This window comes from Phyllobacterium sp. P30BS-XVII, from assembly GCF_014138335.1.
Lineage (GTDB): Bacteria > Pseudomonadota > Alphaproteobacteria > Rhizobiales > Rhizobiaceae > Phyllobacterium > Phyllobacterium meliloti.
On sequence record NZ_JACGXO010000006.1, the window covers coordinates 157537 to 182286 of the forward strand.

The 24750-nt window shown below is 55.0% G+C and carries 26 protein-coding genes; 4 read left to right on the forward strand and 22 right to left on the reverse strand.

The window, feature by feature from the left end; translation table 11 throughout:
• Positions 1-203: 203 nt before the first annotated feature.
• Positions 204-1217, reverse strand: coding sequence for a 1-aminocyclopropane-1-carboxylate deaminase (locus FHW17_RS17535; RefSeq protein WP_112526868.1), 1014 nt, complete (start codon positions 1215-1217; stop codon positions 204-206).
• Positions 1218-1377: 160 nt separating this feature from the next.
• On the opposite strand from FHW17_RS17535, the gene FHW17_RS17540 reads away from it, so the two are divergent.
• The gene (locus FHW17_RS17540) at positions 1378-1842 is read left to right on the forward strand and encodes an Lrp/AsnC ligand binding domain-containing protein (RefSeq protein ID WP_182510431.1); all 465 of its coding nucleotides are present in this window, start codon (positions 1378-1380) and stop codon (positions 1840-1842) included.
• Between the two features lie 9 nt (positions 1843-1851).
• Here the strand turns inward: FHW17_RS17540 and ntrC are convergent, their stop codons facing one another.
• Genes ntrC through dusB form a run of 3 tightly spaced genes read right to left on the reverse strand, consistent with a single transcriptional unit; the run spans position 1852 to position 5473 of the window.
• The gene (ntrC, locus tag FHW17_RS17545) at positions 1852-3318 is read right to left on the reverse strand and encodes a nitrogen regulation protein NR(I) (RefSeq protein WP_112526872.1); all 1467 of its coding nucleotides are present in this window, start codon (positions 3316-3318) and stop codon (positions 1852-1854) included.
• A 2-nt stretch (positions 3319-3320) separates the two neighbouring features.
• The gene (locus FHW17_RS17550; protein WP_182510432.1) at positions 3321-4478 is read right to left on the reverse strand and encodes a nitrogen regulation protein NR(II); all 1158 of its coding nucleotides are present in this window, start codon (positions 4476-4478) and stop codon (positions 3321-3323) included.
• Complete coding sequence (gene dusB, locus FHW17_RS17555; protein ID WP_182510433.1) at positions 4475-5473, reverse strand: tRNA dihydrouridine synthase DusB; 999 nt, start codon at positions 5471-5473, stop codon at positions 4475-4477. The genes FHW17_RS17550 and dusB overlap by 4 nt, the downstream gene beginning before the upstream one ends.
• 192 nt (positions 5474-5665) lie before the next feature.
• Between dusB and FHW17_RS17560 the strand changes: the two genes are divergently transcribed.
• Together FHW17_RS17560 and FHW17_RS17565 are read left to right on the forward strand one after the other, a co-directional pair.
• A complete protein-coding gene (locus FHW17_RS17560; RefSeq protein WP_182510510.1) occupies positions 5666-6859 on the forward strand; it encodes a bifunctional 2-C-methyl-D-erythritol 4-phosphate cytidylyltransferase/2-C-methyl-D-erythritol 2,4-cyclodiphosphate synthase in 1194 nt (397 codons plus the stop codon).
• Positions 6856-7353 (forward strand): CinA family protein, encoded by a 498-nt coding sequence (locus tag FHW17_RS17565; RefSeq protein ID WP_182510434.1) that lies wholly within the window; start codon positions 6856-6858, stop codon positions 7351-7353. The genes FHW17_RS17560 and FHW17_RS17565 overlap by 4 nt, the downstream gene beginning before the upstream one ends.
• On the opposite strand, the gene FHW17_RS17570 is transcribed toward FHW17_RS17565, so the two are convergent.
• The 11 genes from FHW17_RS17570 to FHW17_RS17620 all read right to left on the reverse strand — a co-directional run bounded on the left by FHW17_RS17570 (position 7350) and on the right by FHW17_RS17620 (position 16658).
• Positions 7350-7778, reverse strand: a complete 429-nt coding sequence (locus tag FHW17_RS17570; RefSeq protein ID WP_112526882.1) for a GNAT family N-acetyltransferase — start codon at positions 7776-7778, stop codon at positions 7350-7352. The two genes, FHW17_RS17565 and FHW17_RS17570, sit on opposite strands and share 4 nt — an antisense overlap.
• 429 nt (positions 7779-8207) lie before the next feature.
• Positions 8208-8666 carry a type II toxin-antitoxin system RatA family toxin gene (locus tag FHW17_RS17575; RefSeq protein ID WP_182510435.1) on the reverse strand — a complete coding sequence of 153 codons (459 nt, stop codon included), beginning with the start codon at positions 8664-8666 and terminating at the stop codon, positions 8208-8210.
• A gap of 4 nt (positions 8667-8670) precedes the next feature.
• Positions 8671-9636 (reverse strand): lipoyl synthase, encoded by a 966-nt coding sequence (gene lipA / locus FHW17_RS17580; protein ID WP_112526886.1) that lies wholly within the window; start codon positions 9634-9636, stop codon positions 8671-8673.
• Between the two features lie 9 nt (positions 9637-9645).
• Positions 9646-9924 (reverse strand): GlsB/YeaQ/YmgE family stress response membrane protein, encoded by a 279-nt coding sequence (locus FHW17_RS17585; protein ID WP_182510436.1) that lies wholly within the window; start codon positions 9922-9924, stop codon positions 9646-9648.
• 15 nt (positions 9925-9939) lie between these two features.
• A complete protein-coding gene (locus tag FHW17_RS17590; RefSeq protein ID WP_182510511.1) occupies positions 9940-10137 on the reverse strand; it encodes a hypothetical protein in 198 nt (65 codons plus the stop codon).
• Between the two features lie 89 nt (positions 10138-10226).
• Entirely contained in the window at positions 10227-11672 is a 1446-nt protein-coding gene (gene lpdA, locus FHW17_RS17595) for a dihydrolipoyl dehydrogenase (RefSeq protein ID WP_182510437.1), read from the reverse strand.
• A gap of 24 nt (positions 11673-11696) precedes the next feature.
• Positions 11697-12335, reverse strand: a complete 639-nt coding sequence (locus FHW17_RS17600) for an SGNH/GDSL hydrolase family protein (RefSeq protein WP_112526890.1) — start codon at positions 12333-12335, stop codon at positions 11697-11699.
• A gap of 8 nt (positions 12336-12343) precedes the next feature.
• Complete coding sequence (locus FHW17_RS17605) at positions 12344-13741, reverse strand: pyruvate dehydrogenase complex dihydrolipoamide acetyltransferase (RefSeq protein WP_182510438.1); 1398 nt, start codon at positions 13739-13741, stop codon at positions 12344-12346.
• Between the two features lie 16 nt (positions 13742-13757).
• A complete protein-coding gene (locus tag FHW17_RS17610) occupies positions 13758-15152 on the reverse strand; it encodes a pyruvate dehydrogenase complex E1 component subunit beta (RefSeq protein WP_113097110.1) in 1395 nt (464 codons plus the stop codon).
• A 13-nt stretch (positions 15153-15165) separates the two neighbouring features.
• Complete coding sequence (pdhA, locus tag FHW17_RS17615; RefSeq protein WP_112526896.1) at positions 15166-16197, reverse strand: pyruvate dehydrogenase (acetyl-transferring) E1 component subunit alpha; 1032 nt, start codon at positions 16195-16197, stop codon at positions 15166-15168.
• A 128-nt stretch (positions 16198-16325) separates the two neighbouring features.
• Complete coding sequence (locus FHW17_RS17620; protein ID WP_112526898.1) at positions 16326-16658, reverse strand: septum formation initiator family protein; 333 nt, start codon at positions 16656-16658, stop codon at positions 16326-16328.
• A 134-nt stretch (positions 16659-16792) separates the two neighbouring features.
• Here FHW17_RS17620 and FHW17_RS17625 point away from each other — a divergent pair, with 134 nt between their 5' ends.
• Positions 16793-17008, forward strand: coding sequence for a hypothetical protein (locus tag FHW17_RS17625; RefSeq protein ID WP_182510439.1), 216 nt, complete (start codon positions 16793-16795; stop codon positions 17006-17008).
• Between the two features lie 721 nt (positions 17009-17729).
• Here FHW17_RS17625 and eno read toward each other — a convergent pair.
• The 7 genes from eno to secG form a co-directional block, all read right to left on the reverse strand.
• Positions 17730-19007, reverse strand: coding sequence for a phosphopyruvate hydratase (gene eno / locus FHW17_RS17630; RefSeq protein ID WP_113094766.1), 1278 nt, complete (start codon positions 19005-19007; stop codon positions 17730-17732).
• Between the two features lie 327 nt (positions 19008-19334).
• Positions 19335-19688 (reverse strand): PRC-barrel domain-containing protein, encoded by a 354-nt coding sequence (locus FHW17_RS17635; protein WP_112530000.1) that lies wholly within the window; start codon positions 19686-19688, stop codon positions 19335-19337.
• Between the two features lie 90 nt (positions 19689-19778).
• Positions 19779-20612: a 3-deoxy-8-phosphooctulonate synthase gene (gene kdsA / locus FHW17_RS17640; protein ID WP_182510512.1), complete on the reverse strand. Its 834-nt coding sequence runs from the start codon at positions 20610-20612 to the stop codon at positions 19779-19781.
• Entirely contained in the window at positions 20609-21505 is an 897-nt protein-coding gene (locus tag FHW17_RS17645; protein WP_182510440.1) for a VOC family protein, read from the reverse strand. The genes kdsA and FHW17_RS17645 overlap by 4 nt, the downstream gene beginning before the upstream one ends.
• A gap of 55 nt (positions 21506-21560) precedes the next feature.
• Positions 21561-23189: a CTP synthase gene (locus FHW17_RS17650; RefSeq protein WP_112530006.1), complete on the reverse strand. Its 1629-nt coding sequence runs from the start codon at positions 23187-23189 to the stop codon at positions 21561-21563.
• A gap of 145 nt (positions 23190-23334) precedes the next feature.
• On the reverse strand, positions 23335-23994 hold the full coding sequence (locus tag FHW17_RS17655; RefSeq protein ID WP_182510441.1) for a L,D-transpeptidase: 660 nt from the start codon (positions 23992-23994) through the stop codon (positions 23335-23337).
• A gap of 207 nt (positions 23995-24201) precedes the next feature.
• Positions 24202-24684: a preprotein translocase subunit SecG gene (gene secG / locus FHW17_RS17660; RefSeq protein WP_112530010.1), complete on the reverse strand. Its 483-nt coding sequence runs from the start codon at positions 24682-24684 to the stop codon at positions 24202-24204.
• Between the last annotated feature and the right edge of the window lie 66 nt (positions 24685-24750).

Below are 24750 nucleotides of genomic sequence, written 5' to 3' on the forward strand. Positions count from 1 at the left end.
TTAACATGCGGCACGATTTGCATTATTACCTCTAAAAACACAATATACGATTTATGTGGGTATCTTACAGATTCCATGAATTCTACTTGACAGCCTGATCAAGAGGAACGCCTGAAAACTAGTTAGTCGATTAAATTATTAGCGTGAGCTGGGAGACGGGTTCCTTTCGCCTCCCAGCCACGCAACGACGTTGCCGCAAATGGCTAACCGTTACGAAATGTATAGGCGTAGCCATTGAGCGCCGGGGCACCGCCGAGATGGGCATAGAGCACCTTTGACCCTTTCGGGAAGAAGCCTTTATTGACCAGATCGATCATGCCCTGCATGGATTTTCCCTCATAGACAGGATCGGTGATCATACCTTCGAGGCGCGCGCAAAGTCTAATGGCTGCCTTGGTTTCCTCCGACGGTACGCCATAGATCGGATAGGCATAGTCCTCGTTCAGGATCACGTCTGCTTCAGTCAGATTCTTACCCAACTCGACCAGTTCTGCCGTGCGTTGTGCGATCTCCAGCACCTGCGCCCTGGTCTGGGCAGGGGTTGCCGAGGCGTCAATGCCGATGACATTGCGTTCACGCCCATCCTTGGCGAAACCAACCAGCATGCCCGCGTGGGTAGAGCCGGTGACGGTGCAGACAATGATATAATCAAACTTGAAACCAAGTTGCGCTTCCTGCGCCCGCACTTCTTCAGCAAAGCCGACATAACCAAGTCCGCCATATTTATGCACCGAAGCGCCGGCCGGGATGGCATAGGGCTTGCCGCCTTTGGCTTTCACATCTTCGATGGCATTTTCCCAGCTTTCGCGGATACCGATATCGAAGCCTTCATCGACCATTTCTACATCGGCGCCCATGATGCGGCTTAAAAGAATATTGCCGACGCGGTCATAGACGGCATCTTCATGCGGAACCCAGCTTTCCTGCACCAGACGGCATTTGAAACCGATCTTCGCTGCTGTTGCAGCCACCATACGGGTATGGTTTGACTGCACGCCGCCAATGGAAACAAGCGTGTCGGCACCGGAAGCAATCGCGTCCGGCACAATATATTCGAGCTTGCGCAGCTTGTTGCCGCCAAAAGCCAATCCTGAATTGCAATCGTCTCGCTTGGCGTAAAGCTCCACCTTGCCGCCAAGGTGTTGTGACAGTCGGCTTAGTTTCTCGATAGGCGTCGGTCCGAATGTCAGTGGATAGCGTTCGAATTTTTCCAGCATTGTTTTCCCCTTGATGGAACGTTGTTGCTGGCAAAACGCTACCATCCATCAGAAGAAAGGTGCTCTCATAGTTGAGCTTGCAATTTTCCAAATCGATCTGCAGAATTTGGAATAATACGAGAATCTCTTGTATCTCGGCTGAATAGTGGAAGATTCTTTCATGACTGGTGATCTTGATCGCATCGATATGAAGATGTTGCGGCACCTGCAGAAGAATGGGCGGTTGACCAATGCGGAACTGGCAACGCTTGCCGATGTCAGCCCGGCTACCTGCCATAGGCGTACCCAGCGGCTGTTCGATGAGGGATATATCCGGACAGTGCGGGCAATGGTGCAGCCGCAAAAAGTCGACCGTGGCGCGCTTGTCATGGTCGGCGTGGTGCTGGATCGTTCAACGCCTGAGAGTTTCGCCCAGTTCGAACAGGCCGTGACAAAACTGAGTTTCGTGCTCGATTGCAATCTCGTCGCTGGCGATTTCGACTATTTTCTGAAAATCCGCGTCAAGGACATGGCCGATTTCAACCGCATCCATGGAAGCCAGCTCATCGCCCTGCCCGGCGTTCGCCAGACCCGAACTTTTTTCGTCATGAAAGAAGTGATCGATAATGCACTGCTGGATTTCTGAAACGCGGCGTTATCGCCCCAGATCGCTCTTGGTGTTCTTGTAGATGTTCACGCCAAGCTCGCGGATTTTCTTGCGCAGCGTGTTGCGGTTGAGCCCGAGCAGTTCAGCCGCCTTGATCTGGTTGCCATGGGTGGCTGTCAGGCATGAGAGGATGAGCGGATATTCCACCTCCTCCAGCACGCGCTGATAAAGCCCGACCGGCGGCAGATCATCGCCGTAGGAAAGGAAGTAGCGCTGCATGTTCAGCTCCACCGCCTGCGCAATGGTGATGTCCTCATTGGATATGGAGTTGGAGGACGGCTCGGTCGGGCGAAGATCGGCTTTGAGTTCCGCTTCGATCACATCCGCATTGATTTCTTCCTGCGGATAAAGCGCCGCCAGACGGCGCACCAGATTTTCCAGTTCGCGCACATTGCCCGCCCAAGGATAGCGGCGCATCAGATCAAGACCATCGGCCGTGATACGTTTTTCCGGCAGGCCGTCCTTTGCCGCCATCTTGAAGAAATGCCGGACCAGATCAGGAATATCCTCGCCGCGTTCGCGCAGCGGTGGCAGGCGCAGCGGTACAACGTTCAGGCGATAATAGAGATCTTCGCGGAACATGCCCTGATTGATCAGCGTGCGCAGATCCTTGTTGGTTGCCGCCACGATACGCACATCTGTTTTGATCGGCGTGCGCCCGCCTACGGTCATATATTCGCCCTGTTGCAGCACCCGCAACAGCCGCGTCTGTGCTTCCATCGGCATATCGCCGATTTCATCGAGGAACAGCGTGCCGCCATCGGCCTGTTCAAACCGGCCGCTGGAGCGGTTCTGCGCGCCGGTGAAAGCGCCGCGCTCATGGCCAAACAGTTCGGATTCGATCAGGTCGCGCGGAATGGCGGCCATGTTAATGGCAACGAACGGACCTTTGCGGCGGCGGCCATATTCATGCAGCGCCCGCGCCACCAGTTCCTTGCCCGTGCCGGATTCGCCCGAGATCATCACGGTCAGGTCAGTCTGCATCATGCGGGCGAGAACGCGGTAAATATCCTGCATGGCGGGTGAACGGCCAACCAGAGGCATTGTATCCGGCTGTTCTTCGTTAGCCCATTTTTCCGGCTTCTTTTTTGGCTCCGCCAAAGCGCGGCCAACAATGCTGACAAGTTCGGTCAGATCGAAGGGCTTTGGCAGATATTCATAGGCACCCGCTTCCGAGGCGCGGATTGCGGTCATGAAGGTGTTCTGCGCACTCATGACGATAACGGGCAGATCGGGCCGCGATTTTTTGATGCGTGGCAGCAGATCAAAAGCGTTTTCATCCGGCATCACCACGTCGGTGATAACCAGATCGCCATCCCCGGCAGAAATCCAGCGCCACAGGGTGGCGGCATTGGATGTAATGCGCACATCATAACCGGCACGCGAAAGTGCCTGATTGAGGACTGTTCTGATTGCTGCGTCGTCATCCGCGACGAGAATGCTTCCCAAGCTCATGATCAGAACCCTGCCTTTTTCGTAATAATCATTTCATCCGCATGATCCTCGACCGAAGGATCGCTCTGCCATGCGGGCATCAGAATGCGGAATGTGGTCTTGCGCGGTACGGAATCACACTCGATCACGCCCCCATGATCGCCCACAATCTTGGCAACAAGCGCAAGTCCGAGACCCGAGCCATTCGGCTTCGTTGTGATAAACGGATCGAAGAGATGCGGCATGATATCAGGCGAAACACCTGCTCCCGTGTCCTGCACGCAGAATTCCAGCGGCAGCGACACGCGATTGCGGATACCTGGGATCGACAGGCGGATACCGGGGCGGAACGCCGTCGACAGCGTGATTTCGCCGGGCTCGCTCGTGCCGATGGATTCGGCTGCATTCTTCACCAGATTAAGGAACACCTGCACCAACTGGTCGCGATTGGCGAAAACATAGGGCAGCGACGGGTCATAATCCTCATGGAACTTGATATGGCTGGCAAAACCGTTCTTGGCGATGGCTTTCACGTGATCAAGCACGACGTGAATATTGACAGCTTCGCGCTCGATTGGTCGCTCATCGGAAAACACTTCCATACGGTCGACAAGCGAGACGATCCGGTCAGTCTCATCCGTGATCAGCCGTGTCAGCGCACGGTCATCATCATCGAGCCCGGTTTCCAACAGCTGTGCCGCACCGCGAATACCCGATAACGGGTTTTTGATTTCATGCGCCAGCATGGATGCAAGGCCAGTCACCGAGCGCGCCGCACCGCGATGGGTCATCTGACGGTCGAGCTTCTCAGCCATGGATCGCTCTTTGAACAGGATAACGATTGAGCCCGGTGCTTCGCTGACGGGCGTGACATAAAGATCAACGATCCGGTCTTGTCCAAGACGCGGCGACGATACATCCACACGATATTCATTGATGGGCGACGGGCTTTCGCGCACCTGTTTGACCAGAGCCAGCAACGGACTGCCGAACGGCAATAGCATTTCAAGCGTATTGCGGCTCAATATACTGGCACTGGAGCGGAAAAAGGCTTCCGCATCCGCATTGGCATAGGAAATATGCCCCGTCTCATCGAGCATGATCACTGGATGGCGGATGGCATTCAAAACAGTGCCTGCCAGCTTGTCGTCCATCGTAACATTGTCTGCCGATGTCATCATGCAACCTTCTTCATGTCGTGTTCGTCAGACCGCGAGAGCGCGGCATGCAGGCGTCCGGCAACCAGACGCGGGTCTGTCTCGGTCATAATCCCGGCGCGTTCAGCGGCGCTGATGGCAACACCGTGCTTTTCCAGATACCAGCCAAGATGTTTGCGCGAATGGCGAATACCTGTCTGCTCGCCATAATGGGCCAGCATCGCCTCGTAATGGGCGACAGCGTAATCTGCAATCATATCAGTGTTTTGCCCGCTCTGATTACCATGCACGATCAATCCGGGAAGCCATGGCTGTCCATAGGAACCCCGTCCAACCATGACGGCATCGGCACCAGAAGCTTCAAGAATACCGTTTGCATCTTCCCGGTTCAGCACATCGCCATTGGCAACAAGTGGTATTGAAACCGCCTCTTTCACGGCGCGGATTGCGCGCCAATCGGCCTTGCCCTCATAGAACTGGCAGCGTGTGCGCCCATGCACCGTCACCATCTGGATACCGGCCTGTTCGGCGCGGCTGGCAAGTTCCGGTGCATTGATGGTGTCATCGTCCCAGCCCAGCCGCATTTTCAGCGTTACAGGAACCTTGACTGCACCAATAGTCGCTTCGATAAGCGTCAAAGCATGATCGAGATCGCGCATCAGCGCCGAGCCGGAAAAACCGCCCGTCACTTTCTTGGCCGGGCAGCCCATATTGATATCGATGATATGCGCACCCTCGCCTTCGGCAATGCGCGCGGCTTCCGCCATCCATTTTGTCTCGCGTCCAGCGATCTGCACCACGTGCGTGCCAAGACCATCACCGCGCAAACGCAGCAGATTGCCGCGCTCGCGCGTGCAAAGCTCCGCGCTTGCAACCATTTCAGATACAACCATGCCCGCTCCCGCTTTCCACGCCAGCTGGCGGAATGGCAGGTCGGAAACACCGGACATTGGCGCAAGGAACACCCGGTTACGCAGGACAACGCCGCCTATATCGAGTGGTTGATGCAGATCAGTCACGTCACTATTGCCTGTTTCGTATGCAATTTTCCAATCGCCTATCCTTTAGACAGGAACACCTGGTTAGGCAAGGCAAAGAGCACCCAGAAGCGACTAGTTTTCGTTTAAACCTCTGGTCTTTCGCTTCGGCAACAGGTAACGCAGTTGGAAGTTACGGAGAGAAGTGTGGCGGCAGGTACAGACGACAGACAGATGCGGGTAGCAGCCGTCATTGTGGCGGCTGGTCGCGGAGAACGCGCGGGCCAAAGCGTTGAAGGACCAAAGCAATATCGCAGGATCGGCGGTGAAGCGGTTCTGGCGCACACGCTGCGGGCCTTTCTCGGCTGTCCGCTCATCGATCATGTTGTTGTGGTCATCCACAAGGAAGATGAAGCGCTCTTCGCGCAGGCAGCCGGTGAGTACGCTCTGCAGGTGACGAAAGTCACCGGCGGGCCGACACGGCAGGAATCAACCCGGCTTGGACTGCTTGCCCTCAAAGATAATGCTCCGGATCATGTGCTTATCCATGATGGCGTGCGCCCCTTCATTTCCGCTGATCTGCTTGAACGGGTGATATTTAATCTGACGCCGCATATCGGCGTGCTGCCGGTGCTTGCAGTTTCCGATACGCTGAAGGCAGCGGGCCATGACGCCATGGTCAGCGCCACGGTTCCGCGTGCCGGGCTTTATGCCGCGCAAACGCCGCAAGCTTTCCCCTATGAGCCCATCATGGCGGCACATGATGCTGCCTTTGCCATTGGCCGTTCTGATTTCACCGATGATTCCGCCATTGCCGAATGGCAGGGCTTGCCGGTGCGCATTGTCGAGGGCTCGGCTGACAATACGAAACTCACCTGGGCAAAGGATATTGATATGGCTGATGACCGCCTGTCCGAGAGACATGCCGCCTTCCCGGATGTGCGCACCGGCAATGGCTATGATGTCCACTCCTTCGAACCCGGCGATGGCGTGACGCTCGCCGGTGTGTTCATTGAGCATGACCGCAAGCTCAACGGCCATTCCGATGCGGATGTGGCATTGCACGCCTTGACCGATGCCCTGCTTGCCACACGCGGCGCAGGCGATATCGGCACGCATTTCCCGCCATCTGACCCGCAATGGAAAGGCGCTGCCTCGCATATTTTTGTCGAACATGCGGTAAAGATCGTCAAAGCTGCGGGCGGGCGGATCGCAAATGCGGATATCACCCTGATCTGCGAGGAACCGAAAGTTGGTCCTCATCGCGCGGCAATGACTGCGGCATTGTCAAAAATGCTTGGAATTACGCCCGATCGTGTTTCGGTCAAGGCGACGACAAACGAGAAAATGGGTTTCATAGGCCGCAAGGAGGGCATTGCCGCCATCGCCACGGCATCGGTGATCTATCCCGGCGGGTTGCCGGAATGAGCGGGCTCATCGCAGAGGCAAAAGCCATCGCGGTTCTTGAATCCTGCCGCGCCAAAGGCATTTTACTGGCGACGGCGGAATCCTGCACGGGCGGGCTGATTGCGGCCTCCCTTACCGACATAGCAGGTTCGTCCGACGTGGTGGATCGCGGCTTCGTCACTTACTCCAATGAAGCCAAACACGACATGCTGGGTGTCCCCTCCGAACTCATAGACACGCATGGCGCCGTATCGGAAGAAGTGGCGCTTGCCATGGCGGCGGGCGTGTTGAAACATTCCCGCGCCGGCATTGCCGTATCGGTCACGGGCGTTGCTGGTCCCGGTGGCGGCTCTGCCGCAAAGCCGGTTGGTCTTGTCTGGTTTGGTGTTGCCCTCAAAGGACAGGCCCCACAGGCTGTGCGCCATATTTTCCCGGATCATGGCCGCGCGAGCATCCGCCACGCTGCAGTTAATACGGCGCTTGATCTGGTGCTGAAAACACTTGCCAGAAATTAGCTGCGCGTTACGCGGTAAGCCATGCCGATTGCCTCCGGCGTCACAGGCTCAAAGCCAAATTTTGCATAAAGATATTTTGCTGGACCGTCCGCGACGAGACTGACATAGGCACCCTCCTGCCCTTCCGCATCGAGATAAGCCTTTAGCGCCGTCATGATCCTTTTGCCAAGCCCGCGAGCCTGATGTTCCGGATCAACAGCAATATCCACCACCTGATAAAAACAGCCGCGATCGCCGACGATACGGCCCATGCCGACAGCCTTGCCATCGAGTTTAATCGTCACGCCGCAAATCGTATTCGGCAACCCAATGGCCGCCGCTTCCCTGCTCTTTGGGCTTAAGCCTGAAATCAAACGCAACCGGCAGTAATCATCAATGGATGGTGTTTCCATATGAACTGTAAAATCGGAATCACTGCGGCTCATCCTTGTCTCCTATACTGATTGCGCTCTTGCTTTAACTGAATCGCCCCGCCGCGATCAATCGCTTGATGTGCCAAAAATATTGCATGTTCGTGGTTCAACATAACAGCTATGAGGGAGATGGGTGGATACGAGATAATCGCAAAGGGTGCAGAACTTGACTCTCCGCACTCCACATTCTTCGTCATCCTCGGGCTTGACCCGAGGACCCATTATTCAAAAGTGCCGAGTGTCCAGTTTCGTTTGATTTCTTAGCGGTGGGTCCTCGGGTCAAGCCCGAGGATGACGGTGTTGGGGGTGATGAAAGGGGGCTAAGTTCTGCACCCTTTGCGATTATCTCGCATCCACCCATCTCCCTCATGGTTGTTATGTCGAACCACGAACCACCAATAATACATCTACTTAGCCGGAGAAATAAATCAAATATGGGCTCTAAGGTCCCCGCCCATAAATCTGATCGGCGCGTTTTTCAAATGCTTCGGTGAATTTCCGGAAGGCAATATCGAACATCGATCCCATCAAAAAGCCGAGCGTGCGGCTTTTGAATTCATAATCGATATAGAATTTTACCTCGGAATGTTCAGGGTTAGTCAATGGCACGAACTGCCATTTATTGTCGAGATAACGGAACGGACCATCAATATATTTGGTCTCGATGACCTTCTCATCCGGTTTGAGCAGAACCTGACTGGTAAATGTCTCGCGGATCAGTTTGTAGCCGACAGTCATATCGGCGATCAGCAGGGTTTTGCCGTCCCGTTCCTTGCGCGAGCGCACTTTCAGGCTCTCGCACATGGGCAGAAACTGCGGATAGCTTTCCACATCGGCGACCAGATCAAACATCTGCTCGGCCCGATGCACCACGGGGCGTGTCGTATCGAATTTCGGCATTCAGTTAGCTTCTGTTGGCGTGCAGCGCCTCGCGTGCAGCCTTCAGCTTGGCGAAATCATCACCCGCATGGTGCGATGAACGGGTCAGCGGGCTTGATGCAACCACGAGGAAACCCTTGGTCTTGGCAATCGTCGCGTAGGACTTGAATTCATCCGGCGTGACGTAATTGAGAACCGGGTGATGCTTGCGGGTTGGCTGCAGATACTGGCCGATGGTCATGAAATCCACATTGGCAGAACGCAGATCATCCATAAGCTGCAGAACTTCGTTCCGCTCCTCACCAAGGCCGACCATGATGCCGGATTTGGTGAAAATTGTCGGATCAAGTTCCTTCACCCGCTGCAACAGGCGGATGGAGTGGAAGTAACGGGCACCCGGACGCACTTTGAGATAGTTGGAAGGCACGGTTTCGAGATTGTGGTTGAACACATCGGGGCGCGCAGCAACAACGATCTCCAGAGCGCCATCCTTGCGCAGGAAGTCAGGCGTCAGGATTTCAATAGTGGTGCCGGGTGAAATCTCGCGGATTGCGTTGATAACGTCGGCAAAATGCTGGGCACCACCATCCGGCAGATCGTCGCGATCCACAGATGTAATGACCACATGGGTCAGGCCCATCTTCTTGACTGCCTTGCCGACATTTTCAGGCTCATTCGGATCAAGCGCTGTCGGCAAGCCTGTGGCAACATTGCAGAACGCGCAGGCGCGTGTGCAAATCTCGCCCATGATCATGAAGGTCGCGTGCTTCTTGTCCCAGCACTCGCCGATATTGGGGCAGCCGGCCTCTTCGCAAACCGTGACGAGATTATGCGAGCGGACGATATCGCGCGTTTCCGAATAGCCCTTGGAAACAGGCGCTTTGACGCGAATCCAGTCCGGCTTCTTCAGAAGCTCCGTATCCGGTCGATGCGCCTTTTCAGGATGCCGCAGGCGCCGTTTTTGATCGATCGTATCGAGAACCGTTACCATCACAATGTCCTAGTTTGAGGATCTGGCTTTGCCAAAAATCCACAGAATGATAATTGCACCAGCAGTCGCAACGATCAGATTTCCAAAAAAGCCGTAAAAGTTGAAATTCAACAATCCGGCAAGTGTGCCACCAACGAAAGACCCGGCAATACCAACAAGAATATGGGTGAACAAGCCATGATTACGGCTCATTGCCTTTTCCGCGATATATCCGGCGATAAAACCGATAAGCAGCATTCCGAAGAAACCGACCCCGGGCATGCTCATGATACCAACTGGCTGATCCATTTTTCCTCGCTCGCTCTATCGTCCTGACGCAATCGCAATGGCGCGAAACACCAGAGCCCATATAACACCGAAAAGGAAACCACCCAACCCGCAGGCCAAAGTCACCGTCCACACTCCGGCCCAACCGCCAATGGCGTTGCCATTGATGGATATGGTGTTGGCGGAAAGCAGACTCAAGGCGGATGCTGCAAACCCCAGCCCAAAGCCGATCAGTGTCGACCATTTGAGGATTGCCCATGACAGGCGAACCCAGGGTTTACTATCCTTGATGGTGACCAACGGGCCGGTAATCCTTTCGCAAATCAGGCGTTCAACACGCGTCCATAGGCATCCAGCACACTTTCCTTCATCGTCTCCGACAGTGTCGGATGCGGGAAGATCGTGTGCATCAGTTCTTCTTCGGTGGTTTCAAGGTTCATCGCGACGACAAAACCCTGAATGAGTTCAGTGACTTCCGCCCCAACCAGATGCGCGCCAAGGAGCTGGCCTGTTTTCTTGTCAAAAACCGTCTTGACCATGCCCTGATCTTCACCAAGCGCAATCGCCTTGCCATTGGCAACGAAGGGGAAGCGGCCAACGCGGATATCATAGCCTTCGGCCTTGGCCTTGGCTTCGGTCAGACCGACGGAAGCAACTTGTGGGTTGCAATAGGTGCAGCCCGGAATTTTTGCCTTGTCCATCGGATGGACATTCGGCAATCCGGCGATTTTTTCCACGCAGATGACAGCCTCGTGCTCGGCCTTGTGCGCCAGCATGGGCGGACCAGCCACGTCGCCAATGGCATAAACGCCGGGAACATTGGTCTTGCCGTAGGGATCGATGACAATACAGCCGCGATCTGTCTTGATGCCAAGCGCTTCAAGGCCGATATTTTCAATATTGCCCTGAACGCCGACCGCCGAAACCATACGGTCTGCGGTGATCTTTTCGACCTTGCCATCCTTCTTTTCCACATGGGCGGTGATGGAGTTGGCCGATTTTTCAACCTTGGTGACTTTGGCATCAAGGATGATCTTCATGCCCTGCTTTTCGAACTGCTTGCGGGCGAAATTGGAAATTTCCGTATCTTCGACAGGCATGACCTGCGACATCACTTCGACTACAGTCACATCAACACCCATGGTGCGATAGAACGATGCAAATTCGATGCCGATAGCGCCCGAGCCCATGACCAGCAGCGACTTTGGCATTTCTTCGGGCTTCATCGCCTCGAAATAGGTCCAGATCAGCTTGCCATCCGGCTCGATACCCGGCAGCGCGCGCGGACGGGCGCCGGTTGCGATGATGATGTGTTTTGCCGTGTAGGTGCCCTCGCCCAAGGCATTCTTGGGCAATGGGGCCTGTGGCTCCATCGGCTTCTTGGTGGTCTTGGAGACGATGATTTCACCCGGCTTGGTGAGCTTGGCTTCGCCCCAGATGACATCGACCTTGTTCTTCTTCATCAGGAAGCCCACGCCGCCATTCATCCGCTCGGCAATGCCGCGCGAGCGCGCAACGATTGCCTTGAGGTCAGCTGTTACGCTGCCTTCGATCTTCAGGCCATAATTCTTGGCATGTTCGGCATAGTGGAAGATTTCAGCAGAGCGGAGCAGTGCCTTTGTCGGGATACAGCCCCAGTTGGAGCAGATACCAGCGAGATGCTCGCGCTCCACAATGGCGGTCTTCAATCCCAGCTGGGCGGAACGGATAGCAGCGATATAGCCGCCCGGACCGGAACCAATGATGATCACGTCGTAATTATTGGTCAAGACTCGGGTCCTCCTAAGACTGAACTAAATATCGAGTATGCCTCGAACGATTGGTGCAATGGCTTTGCCGATTGCCCGTGTATTGTCTCTATCCAGATGCACGCCATCGACAGGCGATGTTCTTGCCACCGATCCCGCATCGAAAAAGCCGCAAGCGGCCTCTTTGGCGGCATCGTCATAATAGGCTGAGAGCAGGCGCGACTGCTCGATACCCTGCTCGAACACCAGCCTGAATTCCGGCCCGCCCGTATCGCCAAGTGCTGGCGGCGACATGATCAGGATATCGGGTGCTCTCACACCAAGCTGGTAAGGCGCAGTGCGTACAATCTCGATCAGCCGCTGCATACCGCGTTTGGTGCCCAAGGCATTGCCGCAGATAAATGTCTTCATGTCGTTGGTGCCGAGCATGATGATGACAAGATCAAGCGGGAAATGCGTGCCAAGCGCCGTGGTCAGCGTCTTGGCAGCATTGCGCTCAAATCCTGAAAGATGATCGTCAAAGGCGGTTGTCCGCCCGTTCAGACCATCGGCAACAATATTCACGCTGTTGCCAAGCTCCGCCTGCAAAACCTGCGGCCACCGGTCCTCCAGCGCATGACGCCCTGACCCGTCGGGGATATACCCCCAGGTCAGAGAATCGCCATAGCAGAGAACCGTTTTCATTGGCGGCCTCAGACCAGCATGCCCATCGGGTTTTCGATGTGGCGCTTGAAGGCCTGCGCTAGTTCGGCACCCAAGGCTCCATCGACGGCGCGGTGATCGGTCGACAGCGTCACGGACATGACCGTGGCAACCTTGATCTCGCCCTTCTTGACGACGGCCCGCTCTTCACCCGCACCGATTGCCAGAATGGTGGCATGCGGCGGGTTGATGATGGCGGCAAAGTCCTTGACGCCAAACATACCGAGGTTGGACACAGCCGTTGTACCACCCTGATATTCCTCAGGCTTCAGCTTGCGATCGCGCGCGCGCTTGGCCAGATCCTTCATCTCGTTGGAGATGGTGGACAGGGTCTTTTCTTCGGCCTTGCGGATGATCGGTGTGATCAGACCGCCGGGGATTGAAACGGCAACACCCACATCGGAATGCTTGTGCTTGACCATGTTGGCTTCGGTCCAGGATACGTTTGCATCCGGAACATCGCGCAGGGCCAGAGCCATTGCCTTGATGATCATGTCATTGACCGACAGCTTATAGGCAGGAACATCGCCCTTTTCGGTCTTGCGCATGGGCGACGCCGCATTGATCTGGGCACGCAGCGCCAGAAGCGCATCGAGTTCACAATCAACCGTCAGGTAGAAATGCGGAACGGTTGATTTTGCTTCGAGCAGACGCTTGGCAATCGTCTTGCGCATGCCGTCATGCGGCACCAGTTCGTAGGAACCTTCCTCGAACAGTTTTAGCACCGTATCGTCAGACATAGGCTTCGGCGCTGCTGCAGGTGCAGCGGATGCTGCGGCGGCAGGTGCGGCTGCCTTGGCACCGCCACCGGAGATTGCTGCCTCAACGTCCTTCTTGATCACACGGCCATGCGGGCCGGAACCCGTAACGGCAGACAGATCAATCCCGGCATCCTTGGCTATGCGGCGTGCAAGCGGTGATGAGAAAGTGCGACCTTCACCCTCCCCCTTGTGGGGAGGGTCGGTGCGCAGCACCGGGGTGGGGGTTGGAGCAGCTGCACCATTTCCCCCCTCCCGCGCCTGCGGCGCGACCTCCCCCACGGGTGGGGAGGTGGGAGCGGCACTCGCCTTGGTTTCTTCCTTGGGAGCCTCTGGCTTGGCAGGAGCAGCGTCACCGCCACCCTTGGCAGCAGCGGCAACATCTTCGCCCTCGCCCGCCAGAATGGCGATCAACGCATTGACCTTGACGCCTTCAGTACCGGCAGGAACCACGATCTTGGCAACAGTGCCCTCATCGACAGCTTCGACTTCCATCGTTGCCTTGTCGGTTTCGATCTCGGCAATCACATCGCCGGGACCAACCTTATCGCCTTCCTTGACCAGCCATTTGGCAAGATTGCCCTCTTCCATCGTGGGAGAAAGCGCCGGCATGGTGATATTGATCGGCATATCGATTTCCTCCCCTTTACGCTGTGTATGTCACAGCTTTGACGGCCTCGACGATTTCAGCAATGTTCGGCAATGCCAGCTTTTCCAGATTTGCCGCATAGGGCATCGGAACGTCCTTGCCGGCAATTGTCAGGATCGGCGCATCGAGATAATCGAATGCCTGCTGCATGACGCGGGTAGCGATTTCCGTACCGACCGAAGACTGCGGATAGCCTTCCTCGATGGTTACGCAACGGCCGGTTTTCTTGACCGATTCCACAACCGTTGGAATATCCATCGGGCGGATCGTGCGCAGATCGATGATTTCAGCATCGATGCCAAGCTTTGTCAGCTCTTCCGCGGCTTTGACCGTATAGTTCATGCCGATACCGAAGGAGACGAGCGTAACATCCGTGCCCTTCTTGTGAATGCGGGCCTTGCCGATCGGCAGGACGAAATCATCAAGCTTCGGCACATCGAAGGAATGACCGTAGAGGATTTCGTTTTCAAGGAAGATGACCGGGTTCGGATCGCGGATCGCGGCCTTGAGCAGGCCTTTCGCGTCGGCAGCCGTATAGGGCATGACGACTTTCAGACCCGGAATATGGCTGTACCATGCGGCATAGCACTGGGAGTGCTGGGCAGCAACGCGGGCAGCCGCACCACTTGGACCACGGAATACCATCGGCGCACCCATCTGGCCGCCCGACATATAAAGTGTCTTGGCTGCCGAATTGATGATCTGGTCAATCGCCTGCATGGCAAAGTTGAAAGTCATGAACTCAACAATTGGACGCAGGCCGGTCATCGCAGCACCAACACCCACACCGGCAAAGCCATGTTCAGTGATCGGTGTATCGACAACGCGTTTTGGACCAAATTCGTCGAGCAATCCTTGCGTGATCTTGTAGGCGCCCTGATATTCGGCGACTTCTTCACCCATAACAAAGACGTTGGGATCACGGCGCATTTCTTCCGCCATGGCGTCGCGCAGTGCTTCACGCACAGTGGTCGAAACCATTTCGGTGCCTGCCGGAATATCCGGATCAGCGGCAACTTCGGCCTTTGGTGCAGCCGGAACGGTTGCAGCAGGCTTTTCAGCTGCGGCTTCCTGCTTGGGCGCTTCTTCCGCCTTGGCAGGTGCTTCAGCAGCAGCAGCCTTTGGCGCGCTGGCAGCATCGGCGCTTTCGCCTTCACCAAGCAGAACGGCAATGACCGTGTTGACCTTTACATTGTCGGTGCCTTCGGCAACAAGAATCTTGCCGATTGTGCCTTCATCGACAGCTTCCACTTCCATCGTCGCCTTATCGGTTTCGATTTCCGCGAGAACGTCGCCGGAAGTGACCTTGTCACCTTCCTTTTTCAGCCATTTCGACAGTTTGCCCTCTTCCATGGTCGGCGAGAGCGCTGGCATCAGAATATCTACAGGCATGATCGCGCCTCCCTTAGAGCAGAATGTCGGTGTAGAGCTCGGATGCATCCGGCTCCGGATCGGACTGGGCGAAATCCGCTGCATCAGCAACGATATCGCGCACATCCTTGTCGATGTTCTTCAGGTCGTCCTCGGTGGACCAACCCTTTTCGATCAACCGGTTCTTCACCTGCTCGATGGGATCGTGTTCGGAGCGCATTTTCTGCACTTCGTCCTTGGAACGGTATTTCGCCGGATCAGACATGGAGTGACCGCGATACCGGTAAGTCTGCATTTCCAGGATCATCGGGCCCTTGCCGGAGCGTGCCCATGCCGTGGCTTCTTCGCCAGCAGCCTGAACCGCACGGACATCCATGCCGTCGACCTGAATACCGGGAATATTGAAAGAAATGCCGCGACGGGAGAAATCAGTTTCGGCCGAAGCGCGGGAAACCGAGGTGCCCATGGCGTAGCGATTGTTTTCGATGATGTAGATGACAGGCAGCTTCCACAGCGCCGCCATATTGAAGCTTTCGTAGACCTGACCCTGGTTGGCAGCGCCATCACCGAAATAGGCCAGAGAGACATTGCCGTTTTCGCGGTAGCGATTGGCAAAAGCGAGGCCCGTACCAAGGGAGACCTGCGCACCGACGATACCGTGACCGCCGTAAAAATGCTTCTCTTTCGAGAACATATGCATGGAGCCGCCCTTGCCTTTGGAAAGGCCGCCGCGGCGTCCGGTCAACTCAGCCATCACACCCCGGGCACTCATGCCACAAGCCAGCATATGGCCATGGTCGCGATAACCGGTAATCACCTGATCACCCTCGATCAGCGCTGCCTGCATACCGGTGACAACAGCTTCCTGACCGATATAGAGATGGCAGAAACCACCGATAAAACCCATACCGTAAAGCTGACCGGCTTTTTCTTCGAAACGCCGTATCAGCAGCATCTCGCGGTAGGCTTCAAGCTCTTGCTCTTTTGTGAACTGGATTGGTTTTGGTGCTTTGACAGCAGAGGTCTGCGCGGGACGCGCAGGGCTTTTTTTCGCCCTCGTAGCCATATCTCACTCCCTGTTATTTTGTCTGGTGACAATAGCAGCAGGAGCAGAACTTACAATATGCAGATTTGAATAAGAGCTATGCAAATAAGATGTTCAAAATGCACAATAAAAGGCGAATTAACCGGATATCAGTTAATAGTCAAATCACCGGAGCCACGCATGATTGTGACTTCATCCGGCCGCGAAACATTCAGCGCTTTGCGGGCTTGTTCATCCAGCATATCCCGCTCAATTGTCCCATCATGCATAAGTTGCACCTCCCGTTCAAGCTCTATGCGCGAAGTCTTGACCGCATCGTACTGCGCCCGCAGCAGCTGGGTCTGCTCCTGCAGCTTGATCGTGGAATAGAGGCCGTATTCACCGTGATAGGCGTGGAAACCGAAATAGGCGAAAAACATGGCGGCAAGGATCGGCACGACAAGCCGTCCGCGATTGGTTTTCCGTCTCTGTTTTGTCCACATGGCAATGACCCGAAGGAATGCGGAATCAGGTCATCATGGCCTGATTAATCACAGCGCCATAAAACAATGTTTTGCTTAACAGGCGATTAAATTCGGGTTTTGATTGAGGTGATGGGAGGCTGCGGAGGGGCTGCATGAATGTGGTTCGTGGTTCGTGGTTCGACAAGCTCACCATGAGGGAGAGAGGTGATGAACGGGAGTCATTTTCTGCAACGTTGGCGATTATCGTTGCAGACCTCACTCTCCCTCATGGTGAGCTTGTCGAAGGGCGCGACAATGGTTCTGCAACCACCCATTTTCAAAAAAATCGTGCCAACTTATCCAACACCATCTCACCTCGCTTATTCTGATGGTGTCCTTTCCGGCGGGAATGCTCCGGAAAACTTTCTGAAGTCAGGAAAGGATCGGTGATTTCACCTGTGGGGCTGTTAACCCTGCAGGGGAAAGGTTTTATCTCACAAGGGTAAAACCAGTCATCGGGACGGGTGATCCGGGAGTTTTCTTGACAAACAGGAAAATATCCGGGGAACGCACTGATTACACTACCAATACCAAGACTTCCGCGTTCCCCTTATGGATCGCCCGTCTTTCCCACCTCATCAATAGCCAGACGCAAAAGCGGGCGTGGTAATGGGGAAGGTATATTTCCCAACTGCAATGTTGGTGGAAACATTCGCCCCCCTCTGCCTTGTCAGGCATCTCCCCCACAAGGGGGGAAATCAGCCTTCAATACCATCTTGCACAATTTGAAACGTTTCCAGTTGTGCAAAGCGTTCATGCCAATGTGATCTCCCCCCTTGTGGGGGGTCCGAAGGACGGGCGAGACCCGTGGCTCGCCCCGGTAGGGCGACAGCCCAGAGGGGGGTGAATGCCGCCGGTTCGTGGTTCGACAAGCTCACCATGAGGGAGAGTGGTGGATGTAACGCCAATTACCAAAATTGCAGAACTTTGACTCCCTTACATCCACCCAAGTCCCTCATGGTGAGCTTGTCGAACCACGCACCACAAACCACATCCCATCAAACAAAAAGGGCGCCATCTCTGGCGCCCTGATGCAGAAGCATACAGCAATCAGATGCTGCGGAAGATGCCACGACCCGCATAACGGGCCTGCGGTCCAAGTTCCTGCTCGATACGGATCAGCTGATTGTACTTGGCGACCCGGTCAGAACGGGCAAGCGAGCCGGTTTTGATCTGCCCGCAATTGGTGGCAACGGCGAGATCAGCAATCGTTGAATCTTCCGTTTCGCCAGAGCGATGTGACATGACGGCGGTATAGGCTGCACGGTGAGCGGTATCGACAGCGTCAAACGTCTCCGACAGGGTGCCGATCTGATTGACCTTGACGAGGATGGAATTGGCCACACCCATCTTGATACCATCGCGCAGACGCGACGAATTGGTGACAAAAAGATCATCGCCAACCAGTTGGCACTTGTCGCCAACCAGATCCGTCAGATATTTCCAACCTTCCCAGTCATCTTCTGACATGCCGTCTTCGATGGTGATGATCGGGTAATCGGCGACAAGCTTGGCAAGATATTTTGCCTGTGTCTTCGGATCACGGGTCTTCTTTTCGCCTTCATAGACGTAATTGCCGTCCTTGAAGAACTCGGTGGCAGCACAATCCAGACCAATGGCGATTTCTTCACCCGGCTTGAAACCGGCCTTTTCAATCGACTCAACGATGAAGTCGAGCGCAGCCTGCGCGGTCTTGAGGTTCGGTGCGAAACCGCCCTCGTCGCCGACATTGGTGTTATGACCGGCATCCTTCAGACGCTTCTTCAGCGTGTGGAACACTTCGGAACCATAGCGCACGGCTTCGGCAATGGACGACGCGCCCACGGGAAGGATCATGAATTCCTGAAAATCGATCGGATTATCAGCATGGGCGCCGCCGTTGATGATGTTCATCATAGGAACAGGCAGGACATGGGCGTTTGGTCCGCCGAGATAGCGATAGAGCGGCTGGCCGGATGCTTCGGCAGCAGCCTTGGCAACGGCAAGCGATACGCCGAGGATGGCATTGGCGCCGAGACGGCCCTTGTTCGGTGTGCCATCCAGATCAATCATGGTCTTGTCGATATGGATCTGGTTTTCAGCGTCGAGGCCACCAATGGCATCAAAAATTTCGCCATTGACCGCATCAATGGCCTTCTGGACGCCCTTGCCGAGATAGCGTGTGCCGCCATCGCGCAGTTCAACCGCCTCATGCGCACCTGTCGATGCGCCGGAGGGTACGGCAGCGCGGCCAAGAGAGCCGTCTTCGAGAATGACATCGACCTCAACAGTCGGGTTCCCGCGACTATCCAGAATTTCACGGCCAATAATATCGACAATAGCAGTCATAAGGCTTTTCCTTCAATTTGCATTGGGCGGCATTCGCAACGAGTGGTCCGATTCCAACATCCGCATCCCATTGATAAAGCCACCGAAGCGAATGTTAGAATCAAAGGACCACTCGAATCTCTAAGGTTTTCAGTGGAACTTTAAATTTGACATTTGCTTCGTGCGTGATGTCGCCAAGGATGCAAATGTCAAATTCGTTTCACTGGAATAGCGAATGAAGATGACAAGGAAAATCCCCATTGAGACGATTTGTCGATCAAAACAGAAAAAAGGCCGTCAGAGACGACCTTTTTCCATAATAGATGGTCCAGCCGTCACCAAGATGAGCTACGCCGCCTTGTAATAGGAAGCAGAGAGGTCGCGCGCCTTGCGCCCGTCATTCTCCGTCAATTCCTTGATTGTGTGGGTCGGCGCCTGTTCCAGCTGGGGCCGCGTGAACGGCACGACATATCCATCATTATTGGTGTCATAATCCAGCATGGACCATGGAACGGCATGGTATTTTTCGCCAATTCCGAGGAAACCGCCGAAGCCAACAACGGCAAACATGATTCCATCGGCTGATTTGTCCAGCATCACGTCTTCAATTTCACCGATCTTTTCACCGGTTGTATTGTAGACATTCGTGCCGATGACGCGTGTGGCACGGATCGCTGTTGTATGACCTGAATTGGTTGGCATTTGCTCACTCCTTTTCTGTTGTCACTGAAAGGGGAATGAACAAAGCCGCCCATGGTTGCATAAAAATTCAGGTTTTTTACCCGGAACCTTTTAGAGGCCCTTGGCGATGCGGTCGAATTTCAACAGCGTCTCCAGAAGACGCGGCATCTGGTCGAGCGGTACCATGTTAGGGCCATCGGAAGGGGCGTTATCAGGGTCCTGATGCGTTTCAATGAAGACACCGGCAACGCCAACGGCAACAGCCGCGCGGGACAATGTTTCCACAAATTCGCGCTGACCACCGGTCGAGCCACCCTGCCCGCCCGGCTGCTGTACTGAATGTGTCGCATCGAAAATAACCGGTGCGCCGAAGCCAGCCATGATCGGCAGCGAGCGCATGTCAGAAACCAGTGTGTTGTAACCGAAAGACGCGCCACGCTCCGTGACCATGACATTCGGGTTGCCGCTTTCCGTTACCTTGGCGATGACATTCTTCATGTCCCAGGGCGCGAGAAACTGACCCTTCTTGATGTTGACGATCTTGCCTGTCTTGGCAGCCGCGATCAGCAGATCGGTCTGGCGGCAAAGAAATGCCGGAATCTGCAACACATCAACCACTTCACCCAGAATGGCGCATTGCTCTTCCGTGTGAACGTCGGTCAGTGTCGGCAGACCGAATTCCTTGCGGATATCGGCGAAAACCGGCAGCGAGTTCTCAAGACCAAAGCCGCGCTTGCCCGTCAGCGACGTGCGGTTGGCCTTATCGAAGCTTGATTTGTAAACCAGCCCGATACCGAGCTTGCCGGTCATCTCTTTCAGAGCGCCCGCCATATCGAAGGCGTGCTGACGGCTTTCCATCTGGCATGGACCAGCAATCAGCGAAAACTGACCGGTATTGGAAAAGGCAACCGAGCCGGCGGATACGGTGGAATTCAGGGACATCAGGCAGCCTCAAATATAATGGCAGCGCCCTGTCCCGGTGCCTTATGCACAATCAGGCGGGAGCCGCGCTTTTCGGTGGAGATATTGTTGTTGGCAAGCAAAGTTTCAACCGCAGCCAGATCGCGCACGCCGATCACAAAAGCCTGCAGGCGCAAACCGCGCTCGTTTTCAGAGGCATCAAGACCGAGGAATGAACGCAGACCCGCAGGCGTCAGCACGGTGATGTTGGCATTTGCAGCACGAATATCCATGCCGAAGGAGTGAGCATTCACATCGCGCTGGTTGACTAGCTCCTGCAACAGGTACTGGAAATCCGTTGGATTGACCTCTGACAGCACAATCTCGCGCAATCCCAATGCGCCATTCTTATGGGTCTGCAGCGTCGTCCGGTCGACTTTCAGCGTATTGATGCGCTGGATCGTAAAGAAAAAGACATCCGGTGCCCGAAGATCCGAGGCAAAGGCCAGACGGAAACTGGCGGTGTCTTCCTTGCCCTCAGGCGTTTTGAAAGCCCTTGAAAAATCAAGAACCTCGCCAGCCGAAATGCCTGACTTCACAAATTCCTTGTGATCTGCCTTGGCATCCTGCGTACCCATCACCAGTCCAGAAAAGCCATCCTGCCCATTGCGGAAACGGTAGGCTTGGTCACGGGCAACAAAGACATTGCCTTTGCGTGCCTCGTCTTCGCAGGTCTCGCGCTGGCTGATGGCAAGCGGTTCAAGAAACGTATTGTCGTGGAAGTACACGCAGGCATTTTCAGTGCCAAACGGATGCACGCCAACCGGCGCGACCGTAAAGCCCAGTGCTTCAAGCCGGGCACGCGCAGTATCCAGCTCCACCACGGGCAGAACCAGATGATCGACGGGACGAGATGTGCGGGGAGAGATTGTGGTCATGGGTAAAGGGTGTGCCTCAATGCTGATTGCAATTCAAGCCACACCCTTCTTCTGATCAAACCAACCGGCTCTGATCCATTGCCGCCTGAATGAAGGAGGCAAACAGCGGATGCGGTTCGAACGGGCGAGATTTGAGTTCTGGGTGATACTGAACGCCGATAAACCATGGATGGTCAGGATATTCGATGGTTTCAGGCAGAACGCCATCCGGCGACATGCCCGAAAATACCAGACCACACTCTTCCAGACGGTCCTTATAATCGATGTTCACTTCGTAGCGATGACGGTGCCGCTCGAAAATATCCGTCGACCCATAAATATCGGCAATGCGGGTTCCGGATTTCAGCATGGCTTCATAGGCGCCCAGACGCATGGTGCCGCCGAGATCGCCAGCCTGCGTGCGTTTTTCCAGCATATTGCCTTTGAGCCACTCGGTCATCAGACCGACGACGGGTTCCGTGGTCGGGCCGAATTCGCTTGACGATGCTTTTTCAACGCCAGCCAGTGAACGGGCTGCCTCAATCACCGCCATCTGCATACCGAAGCAGATACCGAAATACGGAACTTTTTTCTCACGGGCGAATTTTGCCGCCAGAATCTTGCCTTCCGAACCACGCTCGCCAAAGCCACCAGGCACCAGAATGCCATGCACCTTCTGCAGATAGGGCGTCGGGTCTTCCTGTTCAAAGATTTCCGATTCGATCCAGTCCAGATTGACCTTCACCTTGTTGGCCATGCCGCCATGGTGAAGCGCTTCGATCAGCGACTTGTAGGCATCTTTCAGGCCGGTATATTTGCCGACAACGGCAATAGTGACCTCGCCTTCCGGATTGTGAATACGGCTGCTCACCTCGTCCCAACGTTCCATGCGAGGCTTGGGTGCGGGATCAATGCCGAAAGCTGCCAGAACTTCCGAATCAAGACCTTCCTTGTGGTAGGCCATCGGAACATCATAGATCGTATCGACATCCAGCGCCTGAATAACCGCCGATGAGCGGACATTGCAGAACAGCGAAAGCTTGCGACGTTCAGATTCAGGAATCTCACGATCCGCGCGAATGAGCAGAATATCAGGCGCAATGCCGATGGAACGTAGTTCCTTGACGGAGTGCTGGGTTGGTTTGGTTTTCAGTTCGCCCGCTGCGGGGATATAGGGCATCAGGGTCAGGTGGATATAGACAGCGCTGCCGCGTGGCAGATCATTGCCCAGCTGACGGATTGCTTCCAGAAACGGCATCGCTTCGATGTCACCAACGGTTCCACCGATTTCGCACAGGACAAAATCATAGTCCTGATTGCCATCCACGATGAAATTCTTGATCTCGTCGGTGACGTGCGGAATCACCTGAACAGTCGCGCCGAGGTAATCACCCCTGCGTTCCTTTTCGATGATGTTCCGGTAAATGCGTCCGGTGGTGATGTTATCCTGCTTATTAGCAGGACGCCCCGTAAAGCGCTCATAATGACCAAGATCGAGGTCAGTTTCAGCACCATCGTCGGTCACAAAGACCTCGCCATGCTGATACGGCGACATCGTGCCGGGGTCGACGTTGAGATAAGGATCAAGCTTGCGAATCCGTACACGGTATCCACGAGCCTGAAGGAGGGCTGCCAAAGCAGCTGCGGCGATGCCTTTTCCGAGGGAAGAAACCACGCCGCCAGTGATGAAAACATATCGGGCCATGGGCTTATCTCGTTAGTCCTTTGTGAGTGATTTGGCCACAAAAAAATCGGCATCAAAGCCGTTTTTCCCGTCCAAATATTTTTTCAAAACAAACAAAACGGCCAGACGCGATGTCTGGCCGTTTCAATCTGGCGGTAATTAATTCTTACAGAACAACCACTTCGGTGCCGACACTGACGCGGTTGTAAAGATCGATCACGTGATCATTGACCATGCGGAAGCAACCGTTCGAAGCGGAGCTGCCGATAGTCCAGGGCTGCACGGTACCATGGATGCGAATATAGGTATCCTTGTTGCCCTGTGAAAGGTACAACGCACGGGCGCCAAGAGGATTGCCCGGACCGCCATCCATGCCGTTCTCATACTGGGCATAATGCTTTGGTTCGCGCTGGATCATTTCCTTGGTCGGAATCCAACGGGGCCATTCGCGCTTGGTGCGGATTTCAGCAGTGCCCTTGAATTCAAGACCTTCTTTGCCGACAGCAATACCATAACGGCGCGCCGTGCTTGAAGATTCAACCAGATAGAGGAACTTTTCCTTCGGATCGATCACGATCGTGCCAGTTTTGTACCCGGTGAAGGCAACATCCTGCGGCAAATATTTGGGATCAAGCGAGTAGTTGCGCTTGGCAGCAACACGTGCTGGCTTGCGAGCCTGCGAAACCTTGGTGGGCTTTGCCGTAGAAGCTGTTGGTGTTGCATCGACAGCAGGGGCTGCCGTCTCGTTGATTACAGATTGCGCGGATGCTGGTCCGGCCAATGCCAGAGCAGAGATTCCAATAAGCAGAGAGCGACGTGAAATCATAGTGTTAGTTCCCGGATAGTATGCATGCGCCATCAGCGGCGCTTGCCCGGCCCTCTAGGCCAAACCTGATTATGGCGTACCCGAAGACTGCTTTCTTCTCAATGCAAATCACCGTGAAGAATGAGGCAGACTGATTCTTCACCCGCAAGGGTTGCGGAAGCGCAACACATTTGCTGCGTGTCCGCAAAGATTCACTTTTTCAGCCCGTTACTGGGAATTTGGAACAGGATTGGCAGGCTGCGCCGGTGTAACCGGTGCTGCTGGTGCAGGCGCTGTTGATTCGGCAGGTGCTGGGGCTGCTGGCGCAGGAGCGCCCGAAGCCGGTGCGTTTGCATCCGAAGCTGGTGGCGTCGTCGTTGGCGCACCCGGAAGCTGATTAAGAATACCGCCGGAACCAGCTGGCTGTCCGCCCGTTGCGGGCTGGCCACCGGTTGTTGTCGGAATACGGTTCAGAATATCCGTTGGGCTTTCCGCATAGCGCGACATGATGCCAAGCGCCAAAGATGTGATGAAAAAGCCCGTTGCAAGGATTGCCGTTGCCCGTGTCAGCACATTGGCTGCACCGCGCGCGCTCATGAAACCTGAGCCACCGCCAATTCCAAGACCGCCGCCTTCAGAGCGCTGCATGAGCACAACTCCAACGAGGGCAAGTACAATCAGAAGATGAATGACGATAACGACGGTTTGCATGGGGTATTTTCTGCTTTCTAGGTGTCGGACGCGGCTCTTTACACCGTATCTCGTAATAAACCAAGC

Excerpts from the sequence above, each read along its gene's own strand:
- FHW17_RS17635 (WP_112530000.1), bottom strand. The coding sequence starts at position 19,688 with ATGCCAACCAATTCAGGTCATACAACAGCGATCCGTGCCACACGCGTC.
- FHW17_RS17570 (WP_112526882.1), bottom strand. The coding sequence starts at position 7,778 with ATGAGCCGCAGTGATTCCGATTTTACAGTTCATATGGAAACACCATCC.
- FHW17_RS17560 (WP_182510510.1), top strand. The coding sequence starts at position 5,666 with ATGCGGGTAGCAGCCGTCATTGTGGCGGCTGGTCGCGGAGAACGCGCG.
- FHW17_RS17565 (WP_182510434.1), top strand. The coding sequence starts at position 6,856 with ATGAGCGGGCTCATCGCAGAGGCAAAAGCCATCGCGGTTCTTGAATCC.
- ntrC (WP_112526872.1), bottom strand. The coding sequence starts at position 3,318 with ATGAGCTTGGGAAGCATTCTCGTCGCGGATGACGACGCAGCAATCAGA.
- FHW17_RS17540 (WP_182510431.1), top strand. The coding sequence starts at position 1,378 with ATGACTGGTGATCTTGATCGCATCGATATGAAGATGTTGCGGCACCTG.
- FHW17_RS17655 (WP_182510441.1), bottom strand. The coding sequence starts at position 23,994 with ATGATTTCACGTCGCTCTCTGCTTATTGGAATCTCTGCTCTGGCATTG.
- pdhA (WP_112526896.1), bottom strand. The coding sequence starts at position 16,197 with ATGGCTACGAGGGCGAAAAAAAGCCCTGCGCGTCCCGCGCAGACCTCT.
- FHW17_RS17550 (WP_182510432.1), bottom strand. The coding sequence starts at position 4,478 with ATGATGACATCGGCAGACAATGTTACGATGGACGACAAGCTGGCAGGC.
- lipA (WP_112526886.1), bottom strand. The coding sequence starts at position 9,636 with ATGGTAACGGTTCTCGATACGATCGATCAAAAACGGCGCCTGCGGCAT.
- FHW17_RS17625 (WP_182510439.1), top strand. The coding sequence starts at position 16,793 with ATGAATGTGGTTCGTGGTTCGTGGTTCGACAAGCTCACCATGAGGGAG.
- FHW17_RS17605 (WP_182510438.1), bottom strand. The coding sequence starts at position 13,741 with ATGCCGATCAATATCACCATGCCGGCGCTTTCTCCCACGATGGAAGAG.
- FHW17_RS17620 (WP_112526898.1), bottom strand. The coding sequence starts at position 16,658 with ATGTGGACAAAACAGAGACGGAAAACCAATCGCGGACGGCTTGTCGTG.
- eno (WP_113094766.1), bottom strand. The coding sequence starts at position 19,007 with ATGACTGCTATTGTCGATATTATTGGCCGTGAAATTCTGGATAGTCGC.
- FHW17_RS17575 (WP_182510435.1), bottom strand. The coding sequence starts at position 8,666 with ATGCCGAAATTCGATACGACACGCCCCGTGGTGCATCGGGCCGAGCAG.
- FHW17_RS17535 (WP_112526868.1), bottom strand. The coding sequence starts at position 1,217 with ATGCTGGAAAAATTCGAACGCTATCCACTGACATTCGGACCGACGCCT.
- FHW17_RS17650 (WP_112530006.1), bottom strand. The coding sequence starts at position 23,189 with ATGGCCCGATATGTTTTCATCACTGGCGGCGTGGTTTCTTCCCTCGGA.
- FHW17_RS17600 (WP_112526890.1), bottom strand. The coding sequence starts at position 12,335 with ATGAAAACGGTTCTCTGCTATGGCGATTCTCTGACCTGGGGGTATATC.
- FHW17_RS17610 (WP_113097110.1), bottom strand. The coding sequence starts at position 15,152 with ATGCCTGTAGATATTCTGATGCCAGCGCTCTCGCCGACCATGGAAGAG.
- secG (WP_112530010.1), bottom strand. The coding sequence starts at position 24,684 with ATGCAAACCGTCGTTATCGTCATTCATCTTCTGATTGTACTTGCCCTC.
- FHW17_RS17645 (WP_182510440.1), bottom strand. The coding sequence starts at position 21,505 with ATGACCACAATCTCTCCCCGCACATCTCGTCCCGTCGATCATCTGGTT.
- FHW17_RS17585 (WP_182510436.1), bottom strand. The coding sequence starts at position 9,924 with ATGGATCAGCCAGTTGGTATCATGAGCATGCCCGGGGTCGGTTTCTTC.